The sequence below is a fragment of the Peptoniphilus obesi ph1 genome (assembly GCF_000311865.1).
GTDB lineage: Bacteria > Bacillota > Clostridia > Tissierellales > Peptoniphilaceae > Peptoniphilus_E > Peptoniphilus_E obesi.
In genome coordinates this window covers 682787-702537 of sequence record NZ_HE978580.1, presented here as the reverse complement: position 1 = coordinate 702537, position 19751 = coordinate 682787, and the positions used below count along the sequence as shown (strand labels likewise).

Annotated in this window: 12 protein-coding genes; 9 read left to right on the top strand and 3 right to left on the bottom strand. The window is 31.8% G+C overall.

All coding sequences use genetic code 11. The features are described from left to right. Nucleotides 1–266: 266 nt before the first annotated feature. Together HGPB_RS03035 and HGPB_RS03030 are read right to left on the bottom strand one after the other, a co-directional pair. Entirely contained in the window at nt 267–2369 is a 2103-nt protein-coding gene (locus tag HGPB_RS03035; RefSeq protein ID WP_019132216.1) for a heavy metal translocating P-type ATPase, read from the bottom strand. 13 nt (nt 2370–2382) lie between these two features. After that, a complete protein-coding gene (locus tag HGPB_RS03030; RefSeq protein ID WP_019132215.1) occupies nt 2383–2838 on the bottom strand; it encodes a CopY/TcrY family copper transport repressor in 456 nt (151 codons plus the stop codon). Nucleotides 2839–3629: 791 nt separating this feature from the next. Here HGPB_RS03030 and HGPB_RS03025 point away from each other — a divergent pair. The 9 genes from HGPB_RS03025 to HGPB_RS02985 all read left to right on the top strand — a co-directional run bounded on the left by HGPB_RS03025 (nt 3630) and on the right by HGPB_RS02985 (nt 18523). Beyond that, entirely contained in the window at nt 3630–4235 is a 606-nt protein-coding gene (locus HGPB_RS03025; RefSeq protein WP_019132214.1) for a CadD family cadmium resistance transporter, read from the top strand. Nucleotides 4236–5104: 869 nt separating this feature from the next. Then, complete coding sequence (locus HGPB_RS08445) at nt 5105–8080, top strand: S-layer homology domain-containing protein (protein ID WP_019132212.1); 2976 nt, start codon at nt 5105–5107, stop codon at nt 8078–8080. 217 nt (nt 8081–8297) lie between these two features. Continuing rightward, nucleotides 8298–9815: a hypothetical protein gene (locus HGPB_RS03015; protein ID WP_019132211.1), complete on the top strand. Its 1518-nt coding sequence runs from the start codon at nt 8298–8300 to the stop codon at nt 9813–9815. 34 nt (nt 9816–9849) lie between these two features. Further along, nucleotides 9850–10596 (top strand): copper amine oxidase N-terminal domain-containing protein, encoded by a 747-nt coding sequence (locus HGPB_RS03010; protein ID WP_019132210.1) that lies wholly within the window; start codon nt 9850–9852, stop codon nt 10594–10596. Between the two features lie 121 nt (nt 10597–10717). After that, on the top strand, nt 10718–11431 hold the full coding sequence (gene yaaA / locus HGPB_RS03005) for a peroxide stress protein YaaA (protein ID WP_019132209.1): 714 nt from the start codon (nt 10718–10720) through the stop codon (nt 11429–11431). 108 nt (nt 11432–11539) lie between these two features. Then, nucleotides 11540–12133, top strand: coding sequence for a DUF1294 domain-containing protein (locus tag HGPB_RS08440; RefSeq protein ID WP_019132208.1), 594 nt, complete (start codon nt 11540–11542; stop codon nt 12131–12133). A gap of 149 nt (nt 12134–12282) precedes the next feature. Further along, complete coding sequence (locus HGPB_RS02995; protein WP_019132207.1) at nt 12283–13221, top strand: alpha/beta hydrolase; 939 nt, start codon at nt 12283–12285, stop codon at nt 13219–13221. Between the two features lie 467 nt (nt 13222–13688). Then, the gene (locus tag HGPB_RS02990; RefSeq protein WP_019132206.1) at nt 13689–17969 is read left to right on the top strand and encodes an adhesin domain containing protein; all 4281 of its coding nucleotides are present in this window, start codon (nt 13689–13691) and stop codon (nt 17967–17969) included. A 302-nt stretch (nt 17970–18271) separates the two neighbouring features. Beyond that, nucleotides 18272–18523, top strand: a complete 252-nt coding sequence (locus HGPB_RS02985) for a hypothetical protein (protein ID WP_019132205.1) — start codon at nt 18272–18274, stop codon at nt 18521–18523. Between the two features lie 92 nt (nt 18524–18615). Here the strand turns inward: HGPB_RS02985 and HGPB_RS08435 are convergent, their stop codons facing one another. After that, nucleotides 18616–19725 (bottom strand): copper amine oxidase N-terminal domain-containing protein, encoded by a 1110-nt coding sequence (locus HGPB_RS08435; protein ID WP_019132204.1) that lies wholly within the window; start codon nt 19723–19725, stop codon nt 18616–18618. Nucleotides 19726–19751: the final 26 nt, after the last annotated feature.

Genomic DNA, 19751 nt, shown 5'->3' with positions numbered 1-19751 from the left:
TAGGGAGCTTCGATTGGCAGAAATCGCCTGCTGAGAGTGTAGTATTGATGTCAAGAAAATAGAATGACAAGCTATAAAACAGTTGAAATCAATGGATTTTAGGATTTTAAAAGAAGTCAGTTCTATAATAAATTAAAAATCGTGTTGGTAGAAAAATCGTCTACTTCTACCAACACGATTTTACAAAGAGCCAGTACTTACATCTCTTTTTTTCCTGTAAAACTATTGTATCTTGATACTTTAAGGAGTTTCAATCATTCGATCTGTTAACCGTTATTTTTTGGATCTAAACTTAATAAAATAGCATTAATGGCGACGATGACTGTTGACACAGACATTAGAATTGCTCCTACTGCAGGACTTAATGTGATACCAATAGGGGCCAAAATTCCTGCAGCTAGAGGGATAGCTATAAAGTTATAACCAGCTCCCCAAAAGAGATTTTGTTTCATTTTACGAGTTGTTTTGTGTGCTAATTCAATAAATGATTCAATATCTCCTGGATCAGATTGAGTCAAGATGACATCAGCTGAATCCAACGCCACTTGAGTTCCTGCACCGACCGCTATACCAACGTCTGCTAAGGCAAGAGAAGGAGCATCATTGACACCGTCACCTACCATGATAACTTTTTTTCCTTCATCTTTAAGTGTTTTAACTAACTCATATTTGTCTTGTGGAGATTGATTTGATCTATATTCAATCCCTAAATCTTCTGCCGCGCCTTGAGCTGCTTTTTCATTATCACCTGTTGCCATAATCGGCTCTATATTGTTCTTTTTAAGAGCTTTAATTAATTCTTTACTAGTTGCTTTTAATTCATCCCCTAAAGCTACAGCACCAATGGCATCATCGTTTTCTACTAAGACACTGAGGGTTGCTCCTTTTGGAATATCCATATCTAGATTACGTCCGTATGCTTTTTGACTGATTAATTGGTAACGGTGCCCGCCTGCTTTACCCTCTACTCCAGCACCGGAAATCACATCAATCGAATCAAAAGATGCTGGACGTATATCTTGATGCTCGGCGAAACTTATAATTGATTGAGCAATAGGGTGACTAGACCCTCCTTCAATACCTGCCAATAGTGAAATGATTTCCTCTTTTGTATATTTGTCATTAAGAAGTTTTACATCTAATACTTTAAACTCACCAGTTGTTAAAGTACCTGTCTTATCTAAAATCATCACATCTGCATCTTGAGCTATTTCTAAAGACTGGCGGTCTTTTACTAGTAAGCCACGGCTAGCTCCTAAGCTTGTGCTACGGGCGGTGACCAGTGGAATAGCAAGACCCAAGGCGTGAGGACAAGCTATAACTAATGTTGTGATAGCAAATTTTACTGCCGTTGGGATGTCCGCTATAAGCGTCCATACTACAAAAGCAATTAGCGCGACAATAACAGCAATATAGAAGAGCCAACCTGCAACCTTTTGCGCAATATTTTCTGCACGAGAAGGTTGACTTTGAGCTTGGCTGATTAAATCCTGTACTTGAGAGATAAAGGACTTATCACCTGTCTCAAGTACTTTAATATAAAGAACCCCTTCTCCATTTGTTGAGCCCCCGATTACTTCATCGCCAGGGCCTTTTTTTACTGCTTTTGACTCCCCAGTTAGAAGAGCTTCATTTAAACGTGATTCGCCACGTTCGATAGTTCCATCTGCTGGTACATTTTCTCCGGCTTGAACACGAATTAAATCACCTACTTTTAAGTCAGCAACTGGACGTGTTTCAATGGAATCATCTTCTAATACAACATGAGCATCTTTCGGCACTAACTTAGCCAGTTCTTCTTGTGCATCTCCTGCTTCTCCAATAGCTTTCATCTCAATCCAGTGACCTAATAACATGATTAATAGTAATGAAGCAAATTCAAAGAAAAAATCCATAATTTGTTCACCTGTTACGTAGCTTGCTATTACAGTATAAATACTGTATAAATATGAGACACTTAAACCTAAAGATACGAGAGCCATCATTCCAGGTTCTTTTTGTTTAAATTCGTCAACTGCCCCTTGATAGAATGGACGTCCACCATAAATAATTAATATAGTAGATAAAATAGCTACTACAATATCAGAATATGGAAAAGTAAACTGGAATGGTAGGTCAAACCCAGCCATAGGGGATAAGAGCATAATAATGATTCCTAGTGGCAATGATTTTAAGAAAAGTTCCTTAAAGTTACCGTGATGATGGTGGTCATGCCCACTGTGCCCGCTGTGATCATGCCCATCATGATGTACTTGATGTTGATCCTTATGGTCTCCATGTTCATCTGTGATTCCATGCTCGTGTTTTAACTTATCCATGTCGTCATAATCATGGTGATTATGGGACGAATATCTGTTGTCATTATTCATTTTAAATTCCTCCTTATTCTTCATGATGATGTAAATGACATTCGCATTGTCCTTCTGGACAATTGCAATCCACTTCTTCTACTGCGAAAGATTTTTTCATCTCTAATATTTTTTCTAGTCGATCTATATCATCGAAGCTTAAGACATGATCTTCAATGATGCTTCCTATTACATTTCCGACTTTCTTATTGCAAATACGGTTAAAAATATCTTCTGCATAATCCCTTACGGCTTCTTTCTCTTCAATATTGGCAGTGTAAATAAACTTTCTACCTTCTTGCTCTGTATTTAGTACGCCTTTTTCAACTAATCGACCTAAGATCGTTTTGATAGTGGATTGTGTCCAGTCCATTTTTTCTTTCAATATGGAGATGACTTTTTTACTAGTTACTCGATCATTTGCCCAAACTACACGCATGACCTCCCATTCAGCATCTGTGATATAAGTATTAAATTCTATTTTGCTCATTTTCCTTTCCCCCTCGTTGTCTACAGAAGTAAACGAATATGCTCAAAATAAGTCTACTATTGTAAACGAAATATGTCAAGTCTTTTTAATAAATGTAAGCAAAGATTATTGCGTTTGTTTTCCAATTTATTCCCAGTACGATTTGTAAGGTTATCATTGATTTATATTTATCGCTTTTTTAATTCCTTATTTTTAATAATATGTTCCAAATATGATAAATACGATGATACCTTTTCTGCATTTATTGTTTGGATAAATATATAGTCATAAATTTCACAAATTCTACTCTTTCATTTTTCATAGTAGTTTAGTTTAATTCACTTCAGGAATTTTACTCAAAATTTATAGATTTATTTAAATGAAAGAAGAATAAAATATAAATTTGATGTATGAGAACTTAAAATAAATGAAGACTTTAAAGAATGGAATCAAGGTAAAATTCCTGTAGCCATTACTCATCCAGCATCTACTGGTCATGGACTTAATCTACAAGCTGGATATGATTAGTACGCAGTTCAGAAAAGAGTGAATGAGATGGTTCAATATTAAATAAATAATGTTTGGTATATCTAATTTTATATAATTTCAATCTCTATAGTTTGCGTGGATATCTATCAGCATACTTGACGAAATCCGACTATTTTAGTAAACTTTAGATAATATTTAAAGAAAAGGTGGGAAAATTGTGAAATTATTTCTTCAATTGTCTCCTTTGGCAACTGCCAAGGCACAATGTGTTTGCAGTCAATTTTTGATTGTCTAAAAAATTAAACATTTTGAAAGGAGAAATAATGGAAACAATAGTATCCGCTTTATTAGTTTTTGTCTCTACATCAATTGACTACTTAGTTGTTTTGACTATTTTATTCGCCAGTCAAGGCAAGAAAGGTTTGAAATCAATTTATGCAGGACAGTATTTAGGTACAGGACTGCTTGTTCTGGTTAGTCTTATTGCCGCTTACTTTTTAAATTTTATTCCACAAGATTGGATTATCGGACTCCTTGGTCTAATTCCACTAGGTCTTGGTATAAGAGCAATTTTTGTGGATGAAGATATTGATGAAGAAGACATCGAGGGAAAAATTACCGGAGATGGATCAAAAATCTTAGCATTTACAAGTTTAACAGTGGCAATGGGTGGAGATAATTTAGGAATTTATATTCCCTATTTTACAGGAAAGAGTTTGATTGAGATTGGTATAAGTCTAGTAATATTTGCGTTAGGAATTTTGATTCTATGCAAATTATCTCAAAATCTCGCCTCAATTTCTGCTATCGGAGAGATTGTAGAAAAGTACGAAAAAATTATTGTACCAGTCGTGTTTATTGGGCTCGGTCTCTATATATTGATTGAAAATGGAACGATTAATTATCTCATTTCCCTAATCACAAGTTAATAGTTATTTTTATATTTCAGACCTATTAAAGGAAATCTTTAGTAGGTCTTTTTTGTTTACTTAAAATTCTCTTATCTGTCCCAAAAATATGAGAATGAAGGATTGTGTAGGATGTTAAAAATAAGTGTTATTTTCTTGCCTGTGATATGGGAGGTAAATTATGCGAATAGAAAGACTGAACAAGAAAAAAGAAGTTATATTTGAAGAACACTCAAAAGACTATGTAATAGAAAAACCAAAAATAATAAATAAATTTTGATAAATCTCGTTTACTATATTGATGGTATTTTATTTATACAAATGATAATTATATATTATAAGTAAATTTAGATTTAGAGATAATTTAAAACATAAGAAATATACTGATGGATATATTCTCACATACTACGCTTACTTAAAATATTAAAATTATACATACTGACCACTCAAGCCGTGTGGAAGCTATAGCGTTGATACAAAAGATGTGAATTTAGAAATCTTGCTAAATGATGCTGGATATTAGTGTTTACTTTTATAAAAAATAAATTTATTAAATTAGGAGCTCAAAAGATCTCCTTTTTTATTAGTTTAATTCAAACTGCGACTAAAAAGTGATAGAAAAATGTTTTTAGGCTTCAATAATTAATTAAAGATTAAAATATCTAGCTTAAAAATAAGATTCACTTGATTATCATGATAAAATAGCCATTTTCATGCTATAATTAAAATAGATAGTACAAATAAATGATAAGATTTTACATATTATTTCAAGATCAGATAAATTTAGCTGCTCATATTTACTATATTAATTTTTGCAATGATAAGCAGTTGATAAAGCTTAAATAATCTTGTTATTTTGTGAAGAAATTTACAAACAAAAGGAGGAAATGATGAAAAGAAAGAATATTGTTGCCTTTAGTCTAGCATTACTAATGATATTATCTGTTTTTAGTGGAAGATTAGTATATGCCGACCAAGGTCTGGATGATGAAGTTAGTAAAGTACAGTTAGAAGAAGCTGACCCTACTTATCTTAATATTGGTGATCTTAATAAAGCTGATGAGGAGCCGGTACAAGAAGAAACTAAGCCAATACTTAAAGAAGAAGTGCCAGATGATGATAGGACAGAAGATGTTAGGGAAGAATCTCCGGTAGATTCTATTGAAATTGGCGAAGAAATCGTTCAAGATCCTGTAACAGATCCTGGTAGTTTTGATTTAAGCACCATTAACACCATAGCCAAGGATATAAATGGAAATTATTATGGTGTAAAGACTTATGACAATAGAAATGGTAATACTGATTCTTTTAAAATCTATTACAAAATTACAGAAGCTCAATACAATGAAGTAGCCAAAGATTGCTTTATGATTTTTCAAAGAGAAGATGGACAAGCATTTGCACTCAATGGTGTAAAAATAAGCGAAAGTTATATTGATGCCGAGGATTCAGGAGTTGAAAAACCAGCAGGGCCAATTTTCACAGAAATTCAATTTAGACATCACAGTGCGTATGATGCGGGATTTTTATTAAATAACAGTCCACTAAAAGTTCATGGACAAGAGAAACTTACCTGGTATATTAAATTAAAAAAAGATTGGCTTGTTGAACGTGATCCTAAGTTTTATGATGACACTGGTTGGTGTTATGCGTTTGTAAATTTTAATGTTGTAATAGACGGTGATGGACATACAATTTCCAGGAAGGATGATCAACAAAAAACAATTTTATGGGCAGGTTTTGGAACTAACGGATTAGATGCAGAAGAAAGAACAGCAACTATAAAAAATCTTACAATCGATGGTAGTAATAAGTATTGTTGCGTGATGGTAAGTGAAAAAGGTGTTTTAAACTTAGAAAATATTACAATACAAAATGGTTATGCGGACAAATATTATACAAATTTCGGAGGAGCTATAAAGTTAGATCCCGAAGCAAAGCTTACTATGGATGTTTCTACTACAATTAAGGACTGTAAAGCTAGCATGGGTGGAGCTATTAGATTATTAGGTAAGAATACTTTAACTATCAATGGATCAACACTATCAAATAACCAAGCAGATTTAGGTGGAGCTATATGTACAACTGAGGACGATTGTACGATAAATATTACTGGAGCAACTTTTGAAGGCAATAAAGCAATAAAAACTATAACTGGCGAACATTTACAAGGTGGAGCGATCTATACTAATTCAACATTGTATATATCTGGTACTACTTTTAAAAATAACTTTGCAAATAAAAATGGTGGAGTAATTGCTTCCTTCGCTGATGTAGAAATAAATGGTGGTACTTTTAGTGATAATTTCGCTGGGAAATATGGTGGAGCTATTTATTCTAGTGCTAATAAATTAGATATAAAGGGAGCTACATTTGAAAACAATGGTATGTTTGAGGTAGAACAAGGAAAATATATAACTAGCCAAGGTGGAGCAATATATGCCAACACAAAATTAACTATAGAAGAATCTAGTTTTGAAGAAAACATTTCAAATTATGGTGGAGCTATTATTAGTTATGAAGATGCTACAATAAAAGATTCTAATTTTAGTGATAATACAGCTTATAATGGTGGGGCTCTTTATATTTTTAAGAGTGCAAAATCTAATATTTCAGGTACAAATTTTACCAAGAATATAGCATTTGGAGAAGGTGGAGCTATTTTCACTAATTCTCACAAATACGAAGACCCTATTACTGATGAAAATGCCTATAAAAATTTAAAAGTAGACAATAAAACTTTATTTAAAGGCAATGTAGCTAATACAGGTCTGTTTTCACCACCAAGCAACTATGCTGATTTTACTAATTTAAAATTTGATCCAAGTTCAGATGTTAATCACGAAGTTTTAACTAGACTTAGTTTATTAAATAATTACGATGTAAACTATAAAAATCCAAATAAGTTGATTGTATACAATGCTAATGGTGGTAAGTTTACAGATGGGGCTGAAATAAAATCTGATACCTACCCAGTTGATGAAGTAATCAAAATAATGGAAGCACCTAAGAGAGAAGGATATAAATTTTTATATTGGAGTAGTCCAGAATATAAACCAGGAGATTCTTACACTGTTAAAGACAACCATACTTTCCTAGCCCAATGGGAAGAAGAAAAACCAGAAGTAAAACCAGAACCAAAACCAGAACCAGAACCAAAGCCAGAACCACAACCACAAGTAAAAGAAACTAGAAGGGGTGTAAGATTTAACTTCGATAGCCAAGAATTAAATAAAGAAGAAACTCACATAGCTTATATCTTTGGATACCCAGACAACACAGTAAGACCAGAAGGAAACATCACAAGAGCCGAAGCAGTAACAATGCTAGTAAGACTAAAAGGCTATCCAATAATTGAAGGACAAAACATTTACAAAGACGTATCAAAAGATGAGTGGTATGCTCCTTATATAGAAGCAGCATTTAAACAAGGTATTTTGGAAGAAAAAGAAGGAGAATCCTTTAGACCTGATGAAAAAATCACAAGAGGAGAGCTTGCACAACTAATCTCTCACATAGATAAAAAGAATGATGCAAAAGCACCATTCACAGACATAGAAGGCTATAAATACAAAGATGCTATAGATCAAAACTACGGCAACGAAAGAATATTAGGATATCCAGACAATACTTTCAAACCAAATGCACAAATAACAAGAGCAGAAACTGCAGCAATGCTAAATAGACTTTTTGAAAGATCTGTAAAAGAAGAAGGACTTAAAAATGTAGAAATACATGAATTTAAAGACCTAAAAGATAAAACATACTGGGCATACTACGAAATAATCGAAGCATCCCACACTCACACCTATGTGAGAATGAGACCGAACGCAGTTGAAGAGCTTTGGAAAACAATAATAAAATAAGTATTTGCTTTAATTACCCCCTAAATCTTATATAGATTAGGGGGTTTTTAATGGATAAATATATTTAGATAATAAATTTGTATAAAATGGTACAATTTTGCTGTTTTTAAATTAGCTAAAATAAGTAGATTAAAGATTATATTTTTAAATGGTCTATAATTAGTATATAGATAATAGAAATGGACTTTAGATTTTTATCGATTGGAGGCGGATTCAAGTGGCAGAAATGAAAGCTATACTTAATTTTTCTAGGAAATGGCGGGCTAGGTTTCAAGATGAAAAAATTAAATACGAGTCTTTACTTGACCAGTCTATGGCTGATGATTGTTCTGCTCTTGCTTTTAAAATCAGCTCTGGCGATGAATTTATTAAAAAATATGGCTACCATGCAAATAATTATGAAGGTCTAAAAAAAATAATCCATGACATCAAAGACATCCAATTGCTTGGATCTGCAATTTATTCTAAGTGGGTATATTTCAGATATTGGGCTGATGATTCATCAGAAATTTTATCTAAAGAAAATCGATCATGGTTTATTTTGGCATTAAAGCAATTGGAAAAACTTTCTGGAGATGAGGTTTTTGCATGTAAAAGCAAAATAAAAAAGGTCTGTATAATTTCAAACAATCTTTCCTTTGACAAGATTCCATATCCTGATGATGAAGTAGAACAACGCCTTAGTATAAATTCTGAGGGACGTGTTTACTTTTCCGCCTATAAATTTGGTAGTGGGGAAAAATCATATCCCAAAAAACGAAGCAAAATTTTTAAAATTGAAAAAGATACAAGCAGCAAATTATTATCTGTTCTTGCAGCTTATTTTTCTAAAAGATATGATAAAACTTTCACTACAGATATTGGCAGATGGAATATAGAAATAACAGATAGGGATGGGAAAGTTTATAAATACAATGGTTCTTTTGATTCAGATTTAGAATATGAAGGCATAGATTTATCAGATTTTTTAAGAGATAGTCTCGACATGGATGATTTATATGCATTTGATGGAAATAACGATTCAAACATTATAGATAAAATTACAGTGGACTACCACAGAATCACAAAAATGAAAATTGAAGGACCTGATGGAGAAGAGGCACAGATTTTTAAATGGAATTATAGGGAAGCTATAATTATTGATAGAAAAAGTCAAAACCTTGAACATATAAGAAAGATAACTGACGATTGGAAAGTTTATAATATCTATCAAATTAAAGACAAGATTGACCTTATACTAGATAGCTTTAATGGAAAAGAACTATTTTCAGAAGCCGAGGGCAATCCAGATGATCTTGTAGAAGATCCAAATGAAATAAAAGAATATAAAATTATAATCGACTATAGAAAAGGGCCGCAGAAGATTATTCAAGGAAGTTACGACAAAAGAGGCTTGCCAAAAGATTTTGAAGATTTTGCAATAAAGATATTTAGTTTTATAAAAATTTATATATTGGGAGAAATTTTAGATCCATCAATTTATGGCAAAATAAAACGCCGCAAGTCAGAATATATTTTTTGCAGCGTAAAATTTAAAGATGGATATAAAAGTTATTATTATCTAACAGATGATGATGAAATTGAAGTTGGAGATTTTGTGCTTGTTCCGGCAGGTAAAGATGACCACGAAGAAGTTGTAAAAGTAGTAAAAATTGAATACTACACAAAAGAAAATGCTCCATTGGATGTAGAAAAAACAAAGAGAATAATCAAAAAACTTAGTGCTGATGACTAAAAGTTAATTAGGAAGGGGACAATAAGTTGATGATATGAAAAATTTAAAAAAGAAAAATGTGATTTCAAAATTAATGCTACTTGCTTTAATTTTATCTTCATTTATTTTTAGTGTATATAAAGTTCAAAGTCCTATAAAAATTTATGTTAATGGACATTTTTTAGAATCAGACCAGACACCAATTATTTTTGAGGATAGAGTTTTTGTTCCAGTTAGAGTAATTGCAGAAAATCTTGGCGCAAAAGTCGGATATAACAAAGATGATATGACTGTAACAATAGAAAGAGGCGATACAAATGTAAAACTTTCTATTGGCGATGGTACGGCTTGGATTTCAAATGAAAAGAAATCCGGACCAGCACTTTTAAACGCAGCGCCTTTTTTGAAAAATAACAGAACCTACCTACCACTAAGGTCTATTTCAGAATTATTTGGCATGCATGTAGATTGGAATGGAGGCAAAAGAGCTGTTTATATAAACGAAGAATCTTATTTAGTTGATTATATAAATGAAGACAATGCAGGCGATGAAGTCCTAGAAAGACTAAGAGAACTTGGAATTATAGGGGATGGAAGCTTCTATGTAGAAGCATCAGATTATGAAATAGAATTAGCTAACGGAAAAGATAAGGGTTATTTTGTTACAGTTAGAAAAGATAATCCTATATATGATGAGTTGACAGAACTTGTGGGCCACTATTATATCAACAAAAAGGGCACTTTGCTTATGGAATATAATGTTGTCGAAGATAAATTTGAATTATTAATTGGGGTTAATTGAAATAGAAATCATAATAAGTGATAAAGAATCATTAATTAATACATAGTAAATAAGTCATAAATAAAAAATTTAATAAATATAAATAAATTTTAATAATTTGTAATTTAAGGAAAGGATAAAAATGAAAGAGTATATAATTTTCTCCCCAAGTAAAACTATGGATTTAGGAAACTCTGACAAGAGTCCATATTTAGACCAAACTGCTCTAAAAATTCTAGAAAGTCTTGAAAAGATGACTAAGGAAGAATTGCTTGAATTTTTTAAGATAAAGAAAGACCTAGGAGACCAGGTCTTTGATTTTTATAAGAATATAAGGAAAAATACAGCCAAAGCAGCTATAGAAAGATATAAGGGAATTTCATTTTCTCAACTAGATGAAGATCTTTGCAGGTCAGACTTTGCAAAAGAACACTTTGTAATTCTCTCTGCACTCTACGGACCAATAAGTCCACTTACAAATATAAATCCCTACAGGTTAGACTTTTCTAAAAGTTTAAAGATTGAAGGCGAGACCTTGAAAGCTTTGCAAAAGAAAAATTACACAGAAAAATTAAAGTCTGCTAGAATATATAATTTAGCATCTTTGGAGTTTTCTGAAAGAATTGATAAAAAACAGATGGAAGACTGGATTGACATAGATTTTTATGAAAACTATGAAAATTTAGAAGAAAATAAAAAATCACCATCAGCCACAAGCAAGAAATTAAGGGGAAGGCTTACAAACCATATTTTAAAGGCAGAATCATTTGATAAAAAAGTATTTGAATCTTTTTCCTACCAAGGCCACAAATTAAATCCAGCCAGCAGCAAAAATCATTATATCTATAGTAAATAGGGAGTTTAAAGACTCCTTATTTTTATGGAAAAATTTATTGATTTTAAATTATTTTTATGAATATGATAAAGTATAGTAAATTTTGAATTTATATCTGAAGGAGAAGACATGAAAGAGATTAATATAATAGAAGAAAGATTTTTATATTACTTAATTTTTATAAATATAATTTCTTTTTTCTTCGCTTTAATTGATAAAAAATTTAATAAAAAGACAAAAATTTTTGCTTATCTAACAAGGCTTAGCTGTTTTTTAGGAGGATCACTGGGTCTGTTTTTATTTATTATACTTTTTGACAGAAAGTCTAATAAGGGAAATATGATGAATAGGGTTTTTGCCTTAAGCATTTTTGTGATTCAAGTGGTTATTTTGATATTTATGAAAAATTATAAATTAGAAGATATTGATTTTAGGGTTTGGAATATCAATCCCAGCAAAATTTTAATTTATTATTTTATAATTATTAATCTATTTACTTTTTTTACCTTTGGTCTAGATAAATATTTTGCAATAAAAAATAAAAATAGGATAAGGATAGTTTTTCTGATTTTTCTTGCAATAATTGGAGGCTCTGTCGGTGGACTGCTTTCCATGTTTATCTTTAATCACAAGACAAGGGTTGACTATTTTATCTATGGTTTGCCACTTATTATTCTAATGCAAGTTTTTCTCTTGCTTTTATTTAGCAATATAAGCCTATAATATTGCTTAGCTAAAGATCTATATAAAAATGAGTGGATATAATAGAAGAATTTTCAAAAAGTTTACAAAATATTTAATCTACTTATGAAGACTAGTTATATATTTTAGATACTATTTATTATAAATATTTTAAATTTAAGGAGAAAAATTTGAGCAAAAAAGTAAAAAAAATATTACTTATAGTCTTTATTATTATTTTAATATTTACTTTAGGATTTTCTGTATTTGTAGCTAAGGAGGTTTTTAATGGATTTACAGATATTATTCCTAGGCAGGATACACTTAAATTTGCTAAAGGTTATGAAAAGGAATTTAAAGATTTTGCAAGAGAAAAAGATGTAGAATATATAGAAATTCAATCTAGCAAATATGAGCATAAAATTCCAGCTATCTTAGTGAAAAATCCGGGCAATAAAAATATAGCGGTACTGGTTCATGGTTTAGGCGGAACAAAAACATCACTTCCGCATATAATGGATGTATTTTTGGATCTTGGCTACGATGTTTTAGCAATTGACCAAAGAAACTCTGGAGATAACAAGGCTTTGTACAATACTTTTGGAGTTTTAGAATCATTTGATATATTAGATGCTGTAAAGACAGCGAAGAGCAAGATAGATAAGAATGGTAAAATTATCTTGTGGGGAGAATCTTACGGAGGAGCAAGTGTTGCCATCGCAGCAGGAAGAGATGATTCAAATATTGATTATCTTATTTTAGAATCACCTGTAGATGATTCTAATGAAATGCTAGACGACAAACTTTTTGAAATAGAAAAAAGTCAGAAAATTCCTGCTTCTTTTATGAAATTCACATCAAATTTATATACAATATTTAAATTACATTTTTCTTATAATGATATAAATGCCAGCAAATGGATGAGCGATGTGTCAGTTCCTGTTCTTATTACTAATTCTGATAAGGATGAATTGTCTCCAACTTATATGGGAGAAAATTTGTACAGGGCAGTTAAACATGATAGGAAGAAAATATATACTGCTAAATCTTTTGGACATACAGAATTTCCAAAAAAAGATAGAGAAGAATATAAAAATTTGATTTTAGAATTTTTAGAAAATTATAGATAAGACGGGTAATTATTTTTATATTTATCTGTCTTATTTTTATATATTTTAGTTATAATGCAATCATATTTAAATCACATCTCTATAAAACTTTTAAGATTTAAAATTTCAAAATTATATCAAGAAGTATATTAGAAACTTAATAAATTGGCAGTAAATTTAGTATGAATTTTTGTACAGACATTTACAAACTAAATAATATAAAGCTTAGTGGTTAAAATTAAAGCTGTAATTTATAAAAAATATTTGTTAATCTGAAAAATTAGTAAGACAGATTTGGTGAAGATCATAGAGTTATGTTATAATATTCTACTAAACGTAATTATTTGTGTAATATTAAGTTTGGGCAAATTTTAGAGTTTAGATTTAAAAATTAACACTTAAAGTGGAAATTAAGAATAGAAAAATATTTATTATCAAGATTATAAATAAAATCTATATGTGATTTTATTAAGGAGGAATATTAAGAATTGGAGAAATTCGAAAAAGTAATTGAGGAAAAAAAGATTAAATCGGCTAGCAGAGTTCCTAAATATGGAATGAGAAAGCTGTCTGTTGGTTTGGTTTCATGCGCTTTGGGATTTTCAATTTTAGGAATTGCAGATCCTGTTCAAGCTCAAGAAGCAGGACCTACAGATACGACGCAAGTTCAAGAACAAGAAGCAGAAATTAAGAATCCGACTCAAGCTGCTGAAACTTCAAATGGACAAGAAGCTATAGAAACTAATACAGAAGAAAAAAATCAAGTTGAAGACAAGGTCCAAGCAGTTGAAGCAAAGTCTGCTCAATTTGAAGACGAAACTCAAGTAGAAGACGAAGTTCAATCTGTTCAAGAAGAATCAGATGTCGCTCAAGCTGAAGAAAATTTAGAAATAGAAGAAGAAAAGACACCTCAAGCTCAAAAAGCAGGAGAAACTGCAGCTGCAGGAGATAGTAATCTACAAAAAGCCGATGATCCAAACTATTCCATAGATGAAAAACAAATAGAGGACTACAGTAAATCTGAACGTTATAAAGAAACAGACTTAAAACCGGGAGATACAAATCAGGAATTCTATATTACTGATGAAAAGGAAGAAAAAGACGGTTTTAAATTCGAACTTAATAACCCATCCGTAACATCGCCAAGTAAGACAGAATATGGTTACCAAATCACTATAGACAAGAAGACCGGTCAAAGAACATATACTAAGCTTTCTGTTACAGACTCTGGTCTTATACCTGTTAATCCGGGAGAAAAACCAATGATGGGTCAGGGAGATAAGTTAACTCCTGGATCTCCAGAGGTAACTTATAAGCCAGATGAGAACACAAATATTAGTGCTTCTAGAACACAAAGAAACTTAAACTACGAAGCCAGCGAAGAAACACTAAAACATATTAATAACAGTGGTAATGACTCCACTTCTTTTGGTATGCAGGACAATTATACTCAAGAAAATCCAAAAATTAAGTTTTTTGGAGATAGCTTTGCTTTAGGTTACAAGGTAAACCCATGGCCTAATGAAAATGACAAGCTAGAAGAATTAAAATTAAATGGAGAGTACAATGATAAGGTCTTTGTCCAAGGTCAAGAAATCGACACAGGTATTAAGGTAGATAATATTGATGAAAGTGCCAAAGAAAGACTAGTCGGACAAGTTTATAATCCAACTACAGGTAAGATAGTACCAGGGGCAAGGGCATTTATTGATGAAAATGGAAAAGTTAAGATACAGATGCCAGAAGGCGCCCTAAAAAAGGATGCAAGTGGCAAGTATGTAGTAAATGAAGATTCTATTTTTTCTAAAGACCCTGAATATAAGGGCTTAACATACCTAGACGTTAAATTCTTCGCCCGTCCAAGAACTGCTGAAGAATTTAAGACTATTGCAGAAACACCGGATCAATTTGGTGAAACAGGAACCTATGTAGAAACAGGCGCAGGAACTGCTGACATCGACCACAAGGGAAGCACTGTAACAATTGACAAGCAAGGCATCGACCGCTACGACCACTATAATCTAATTGGAAAATTTAATTTACAACTTGATGACACACGCTACTATGACCAAGTTTTCAAAGATCAAGAGGGTAATAAAATTGATGAACATAGCTCTACAAAAGTAATTCCTGGTCAAGATTTTAGTGTTGAGATACAAACTCCAGACGAAACCGGTGGCAGCCAAAAAACCGGTGCAGAAATGGATGGGGCCTATAGTAGAGGAGAAGCTACAGGAAAACTAAAAGAGGAATTCCTTGATATAGCCAACAAACAAATTGCAGATGATTTAGGGGTTGACTATAAGGAATTTATAACTAGTGATGAATATGCAGACAGACGCTGGACTGTTGACGGCAAGTCTGATAATATTTCGAAATTTACAATAAAAGCTCCAAAACAGGCTAAAGCCGGAGACTTCTTAGCCCTACCTGTTGAGTATACCTACACAAATGGATCTACAGATACCCACTGGTTCCACTTTGTTGTTCAAGAAACTAACAATAATAGACCGGAGTATTTGGCAGAAGTAGGACCTCAAGGAAATACCTTAGTTAATAATCCTATTGTTCCAAAAAAAGAAGAGGACTTAAAGAAAAACCAACCTGAGTCCTACGAATTGATTGGTAATACCTTTAAGGATAACAAGGGCAATGTTTGGAATGTAAGTATTGACCAAAAAACAGGTGCAGTAACAGCGACCCTTCCTACAAATCTTCCAGAAGGTAAGGAAATAAATGGAGGAGAAAAACTAACTGTTCCTGTTAGGGTAAACTACACTGACCAAACAACTGGTGAAAAGAAAACCGAAGAGATCAAGGCACAGTTTATTGCCACAAAGCAACACAAAACTTTAACCAATGAAACAAAGACATCTGAAATACCTTTTGAAACAAAGGTAGAATATGACGAAAGTCTTCCGGTAGGCTACTTCCAAGAAACACAAGCCGGTCAAAAAGGAGAACTAAAGATAACTTTCGTCCAAGACACCTTAAATGGAAAAAAAGGTATCTTCCAACAAGATGGAACTTTTAAAGAAGGCGAAAGCAAGATTGTAGTTGAAACAGTAAAAAAAGCAACACCAAGAATTATAAAAATCGGCACAAAACCAGCTACAACAAAGGTAGAAATTCCATTTGATACAGAATATGAAGTTGACAACAACCTAGAAGCAGGCAAAACCGAACTTATTAATGATGGTGAAAAAGGTGAAGTGACTATCACCACAAAAAGAAATGCAGATGGCACAGTAACAATCAATAAAGAAACTACCAAAGAAGCTGTAAATAAAAAAGTAAAAATTGGTGGCAAGACTAGCGGAAGTGAAGTTGTTAAAGAAGAAATTCCATTTGAAGTAGAAGTAAGAAAAGACCCAACCCTAAAGAAGGGCGAATGGGCATACGCTAAGGATGAAGATGGCAACGAACTAAAAGGAGTTGTAGGAGAACAAGAAAGAACTCTTACCATAGAAAACTCTAAGGTTACAAACATATCAGACCCAAGAGTTACTAAAGAAGCTCAAAAGGCAGTTATCCTAATTGGTGAAGATACTAACAACGGTGATTATGATGTAGTTGAAAAGAAAGAACTTCCTTACGAAACTAGAATAGAGTATGATCAAAACCTTGAAGCTGGTCAACGCATAGAAACTGGCGGAGAATCAGGAGAACAAGAAAGAACCAATAATCTTGTAATTAAAGATGGCGAAGTTACTGAAGTTAAAAAAGGCGAATTTAAAACAACTAAAAAGCCTGTAGATAAAGTTATTAAGATTGGTATAAAACCAATTGAAAAAGAAACTGAACTTCCTTTTGAAACAGAATATGTTTACGATGAAAATATGGAAGCTGGAAAAACTGAAGTAACTCAAGAAGGTAAAGAAGGAAAAGCTAAGATAACAACTTCCTTTAATCAAGAAAAAGGCAAACTTGAAATAAAGGTTGAAAGGGAAGAACCAACTAAAAAAATAGTTAAATATGGCTCTAAAACTGAAGGTGAAGTTAAGGTTGAATACGAAGAAAAATATGAGGTTGAAATTATTTATGATTCTGAAATGAATGCTGGAGAAAAAGAAGTTGTTCAAGAAGGGAAAAATGGTAAGTCTGAAACTACAATTACTATTAAAAACAGCAAGGAAGTATCTAGAGAAACAAAGGTAATTGAAAAGGCACAAAAGAAAATTATTAAAGTTGGAACTAAGAATGTCTGCGAAATACCAACACCAGACCCTGAAGAACCAGAAAAACCAGTTGATCCTGAAGAACCAGAAACTCCAGAGACTCCTGATAATACAGAAAAACCAGACACTCCAGAAAAACCTGAAAAACCAGAAGAACCTGGCAAACCAAATATTCCAGAGATCCCAGGAAAACCAGAAGAACCTGGTAAACCAAATATTCCAGAGATCCCAGGAAAACCAGGCGAAGAGAAACCATCTGACCCAACTACTCCAGGTCAAACACCTGATAAATCAGAATCGAAGGATTCAGAAAAAGTAGAAAATACTGATTCAAAATCTGAAGTTGATTCTAAGATAGTTGAAGCTGAAAAAGAAAAAGATTCTCAAACTAAGGAAGAAGTTTCTATAGAAGAAAAGACTTCTCAAAAAGTTGAAAAAGATACGGTTAAAAAAGTTTCTAGTACAGATGATTCTAGAGCTCCACAAACTTTTGATCCAGGAGTAGCTTCTTATTTAGGATTAGGTGGAATGACAAGCACAATGCTTGCTTATCTAGAATATAAGAGAAGAAAAAATAAGAAAAATAAATAATCTAAATTAGATTTAGTTAAGCTTTTCTAAATTGAGAAATTAGAAAATTTCTGGATTAGAAAGAGATAAAAGGACTACGAGTTATTAAACTTATAGTCCTTTTTATTTCATAAATTATAAGTTTTTAAAGTGAGAGATGCGATTATTGATCTTGAAATAGAAAATTATTTTAAATTTTATAATTTTAAAGTCATCTTCACCTATTTATCATTTTAAAAATTGAGAGATTTATTATAAAATATATTTATTAAAATAGATTTTTAAAATTTAGTCTTATATAAATCTAGTTAGGAGGGCATAAATTGAGACTATTAGAGATAATCTCTCTTACCATAACTTGTAATTTTGCAGAAAAAGATATTCCGAAGTGGGAAAAAATAATTTGTACAATTATATTTTCATTTTTAAATATAGTTTCTATTATAAGCCTTGGAGTTTATGCAATTTTTATAAAAGAAGTTGGATATACAAAAAGGATTATCGGAGGAATACTTGCTATTCTTATCTGCACAAACTTTATATATGTTATGAGAAAAGTCTTTAGGAAAAATTAATCAAAAGTATTATTTTAAAAAAACTTATATTTTGCACAAAAAAAGAGAAGTTAGAATATTCTAACTTCTATTTTTGATTTAATCAACTTTTATTAATATTTATCAAGGAAGTATTGTGATCCCTTTTCACCCCAAGATATTCTAGTATTGTTATTTTCTAGATAATAAGTTGTTTCTAGAGAGTAAACTGAACGATTTTTGAAATGTCCTGTTCCATCATAAGCAATTGGTGAAGCAGATACAACAAGACCATTTATTTGTGGATCATAGTAACCATATTGAGAAGTTATTACTTGAGAATTTTGATCGGACTCAAGTAAAGTTCTCTTTGTCAACTTGTATTTATTGTTTCCTAAAGCTTCTATATAAACATAATCAACTGTTGAGTATTTACTAGAAGCATCATAGAAAAGACGACCAAACCAGCTTCCAACTAATGGATCATTTGTAGGAGCAACATAATATTCATCTTTTAATTGTCTATCCTTAGGAACACTAGAATTTGTTTTTGGACCAGTGTTTTTACTTTGAGTATTTTCTTTATAAATACTTATACCGTATTGAGATCTTCCGTTAATTTCATAATCAACAAAGTCATCACAAACGCTATTAATTAAATCATGAGCTGTTTCAAATCTTGTAAGATTTCCATTAATATCCATCTTATAAGTTGCTATGTTGATAGTGTAATTAGAAATAAGAACAGGTCCGTTAGTATAGTAATAAACAACCTTGTAGAACTTATTATACTTAGGTTCAGCACCTATATAAACTGCCCTGTAATCTTCAGAAAAGTCAACCTTTTCGCCAAAAGCTTCAGCAATTGCACGAAGAGGTACAAAAGTTCTGTCATCTCTAATTTCAGCAGGAGCATCGAGTTTAACTACTCTACCATTAACAAGCATATCAGCTGATCCAATCTTTAGTTCAACTTTAGTATCTCCTTCTGTCATGATAACTTTTCGATTTACATCATCCCACTTAACATCATAGCCAAGTTCCTCAGCAATAAATCTGATAGGTACGAAAGTTCTTGAGTTCTTTATGTATGGCTCAACATCACTATAGACAATGTGATCATTTACGATAATACCATTTAGAGCAATATCTCTTTTTTCATGTCTAACCGCAAAAGCAGTAGTAGTTGAGAAAAGCATAATAAGAAGCAAGAAAAAGGCTATCGGTCTTTTTAAATTTTTCATAAAATCCTCCTTTTATATAATTTGAA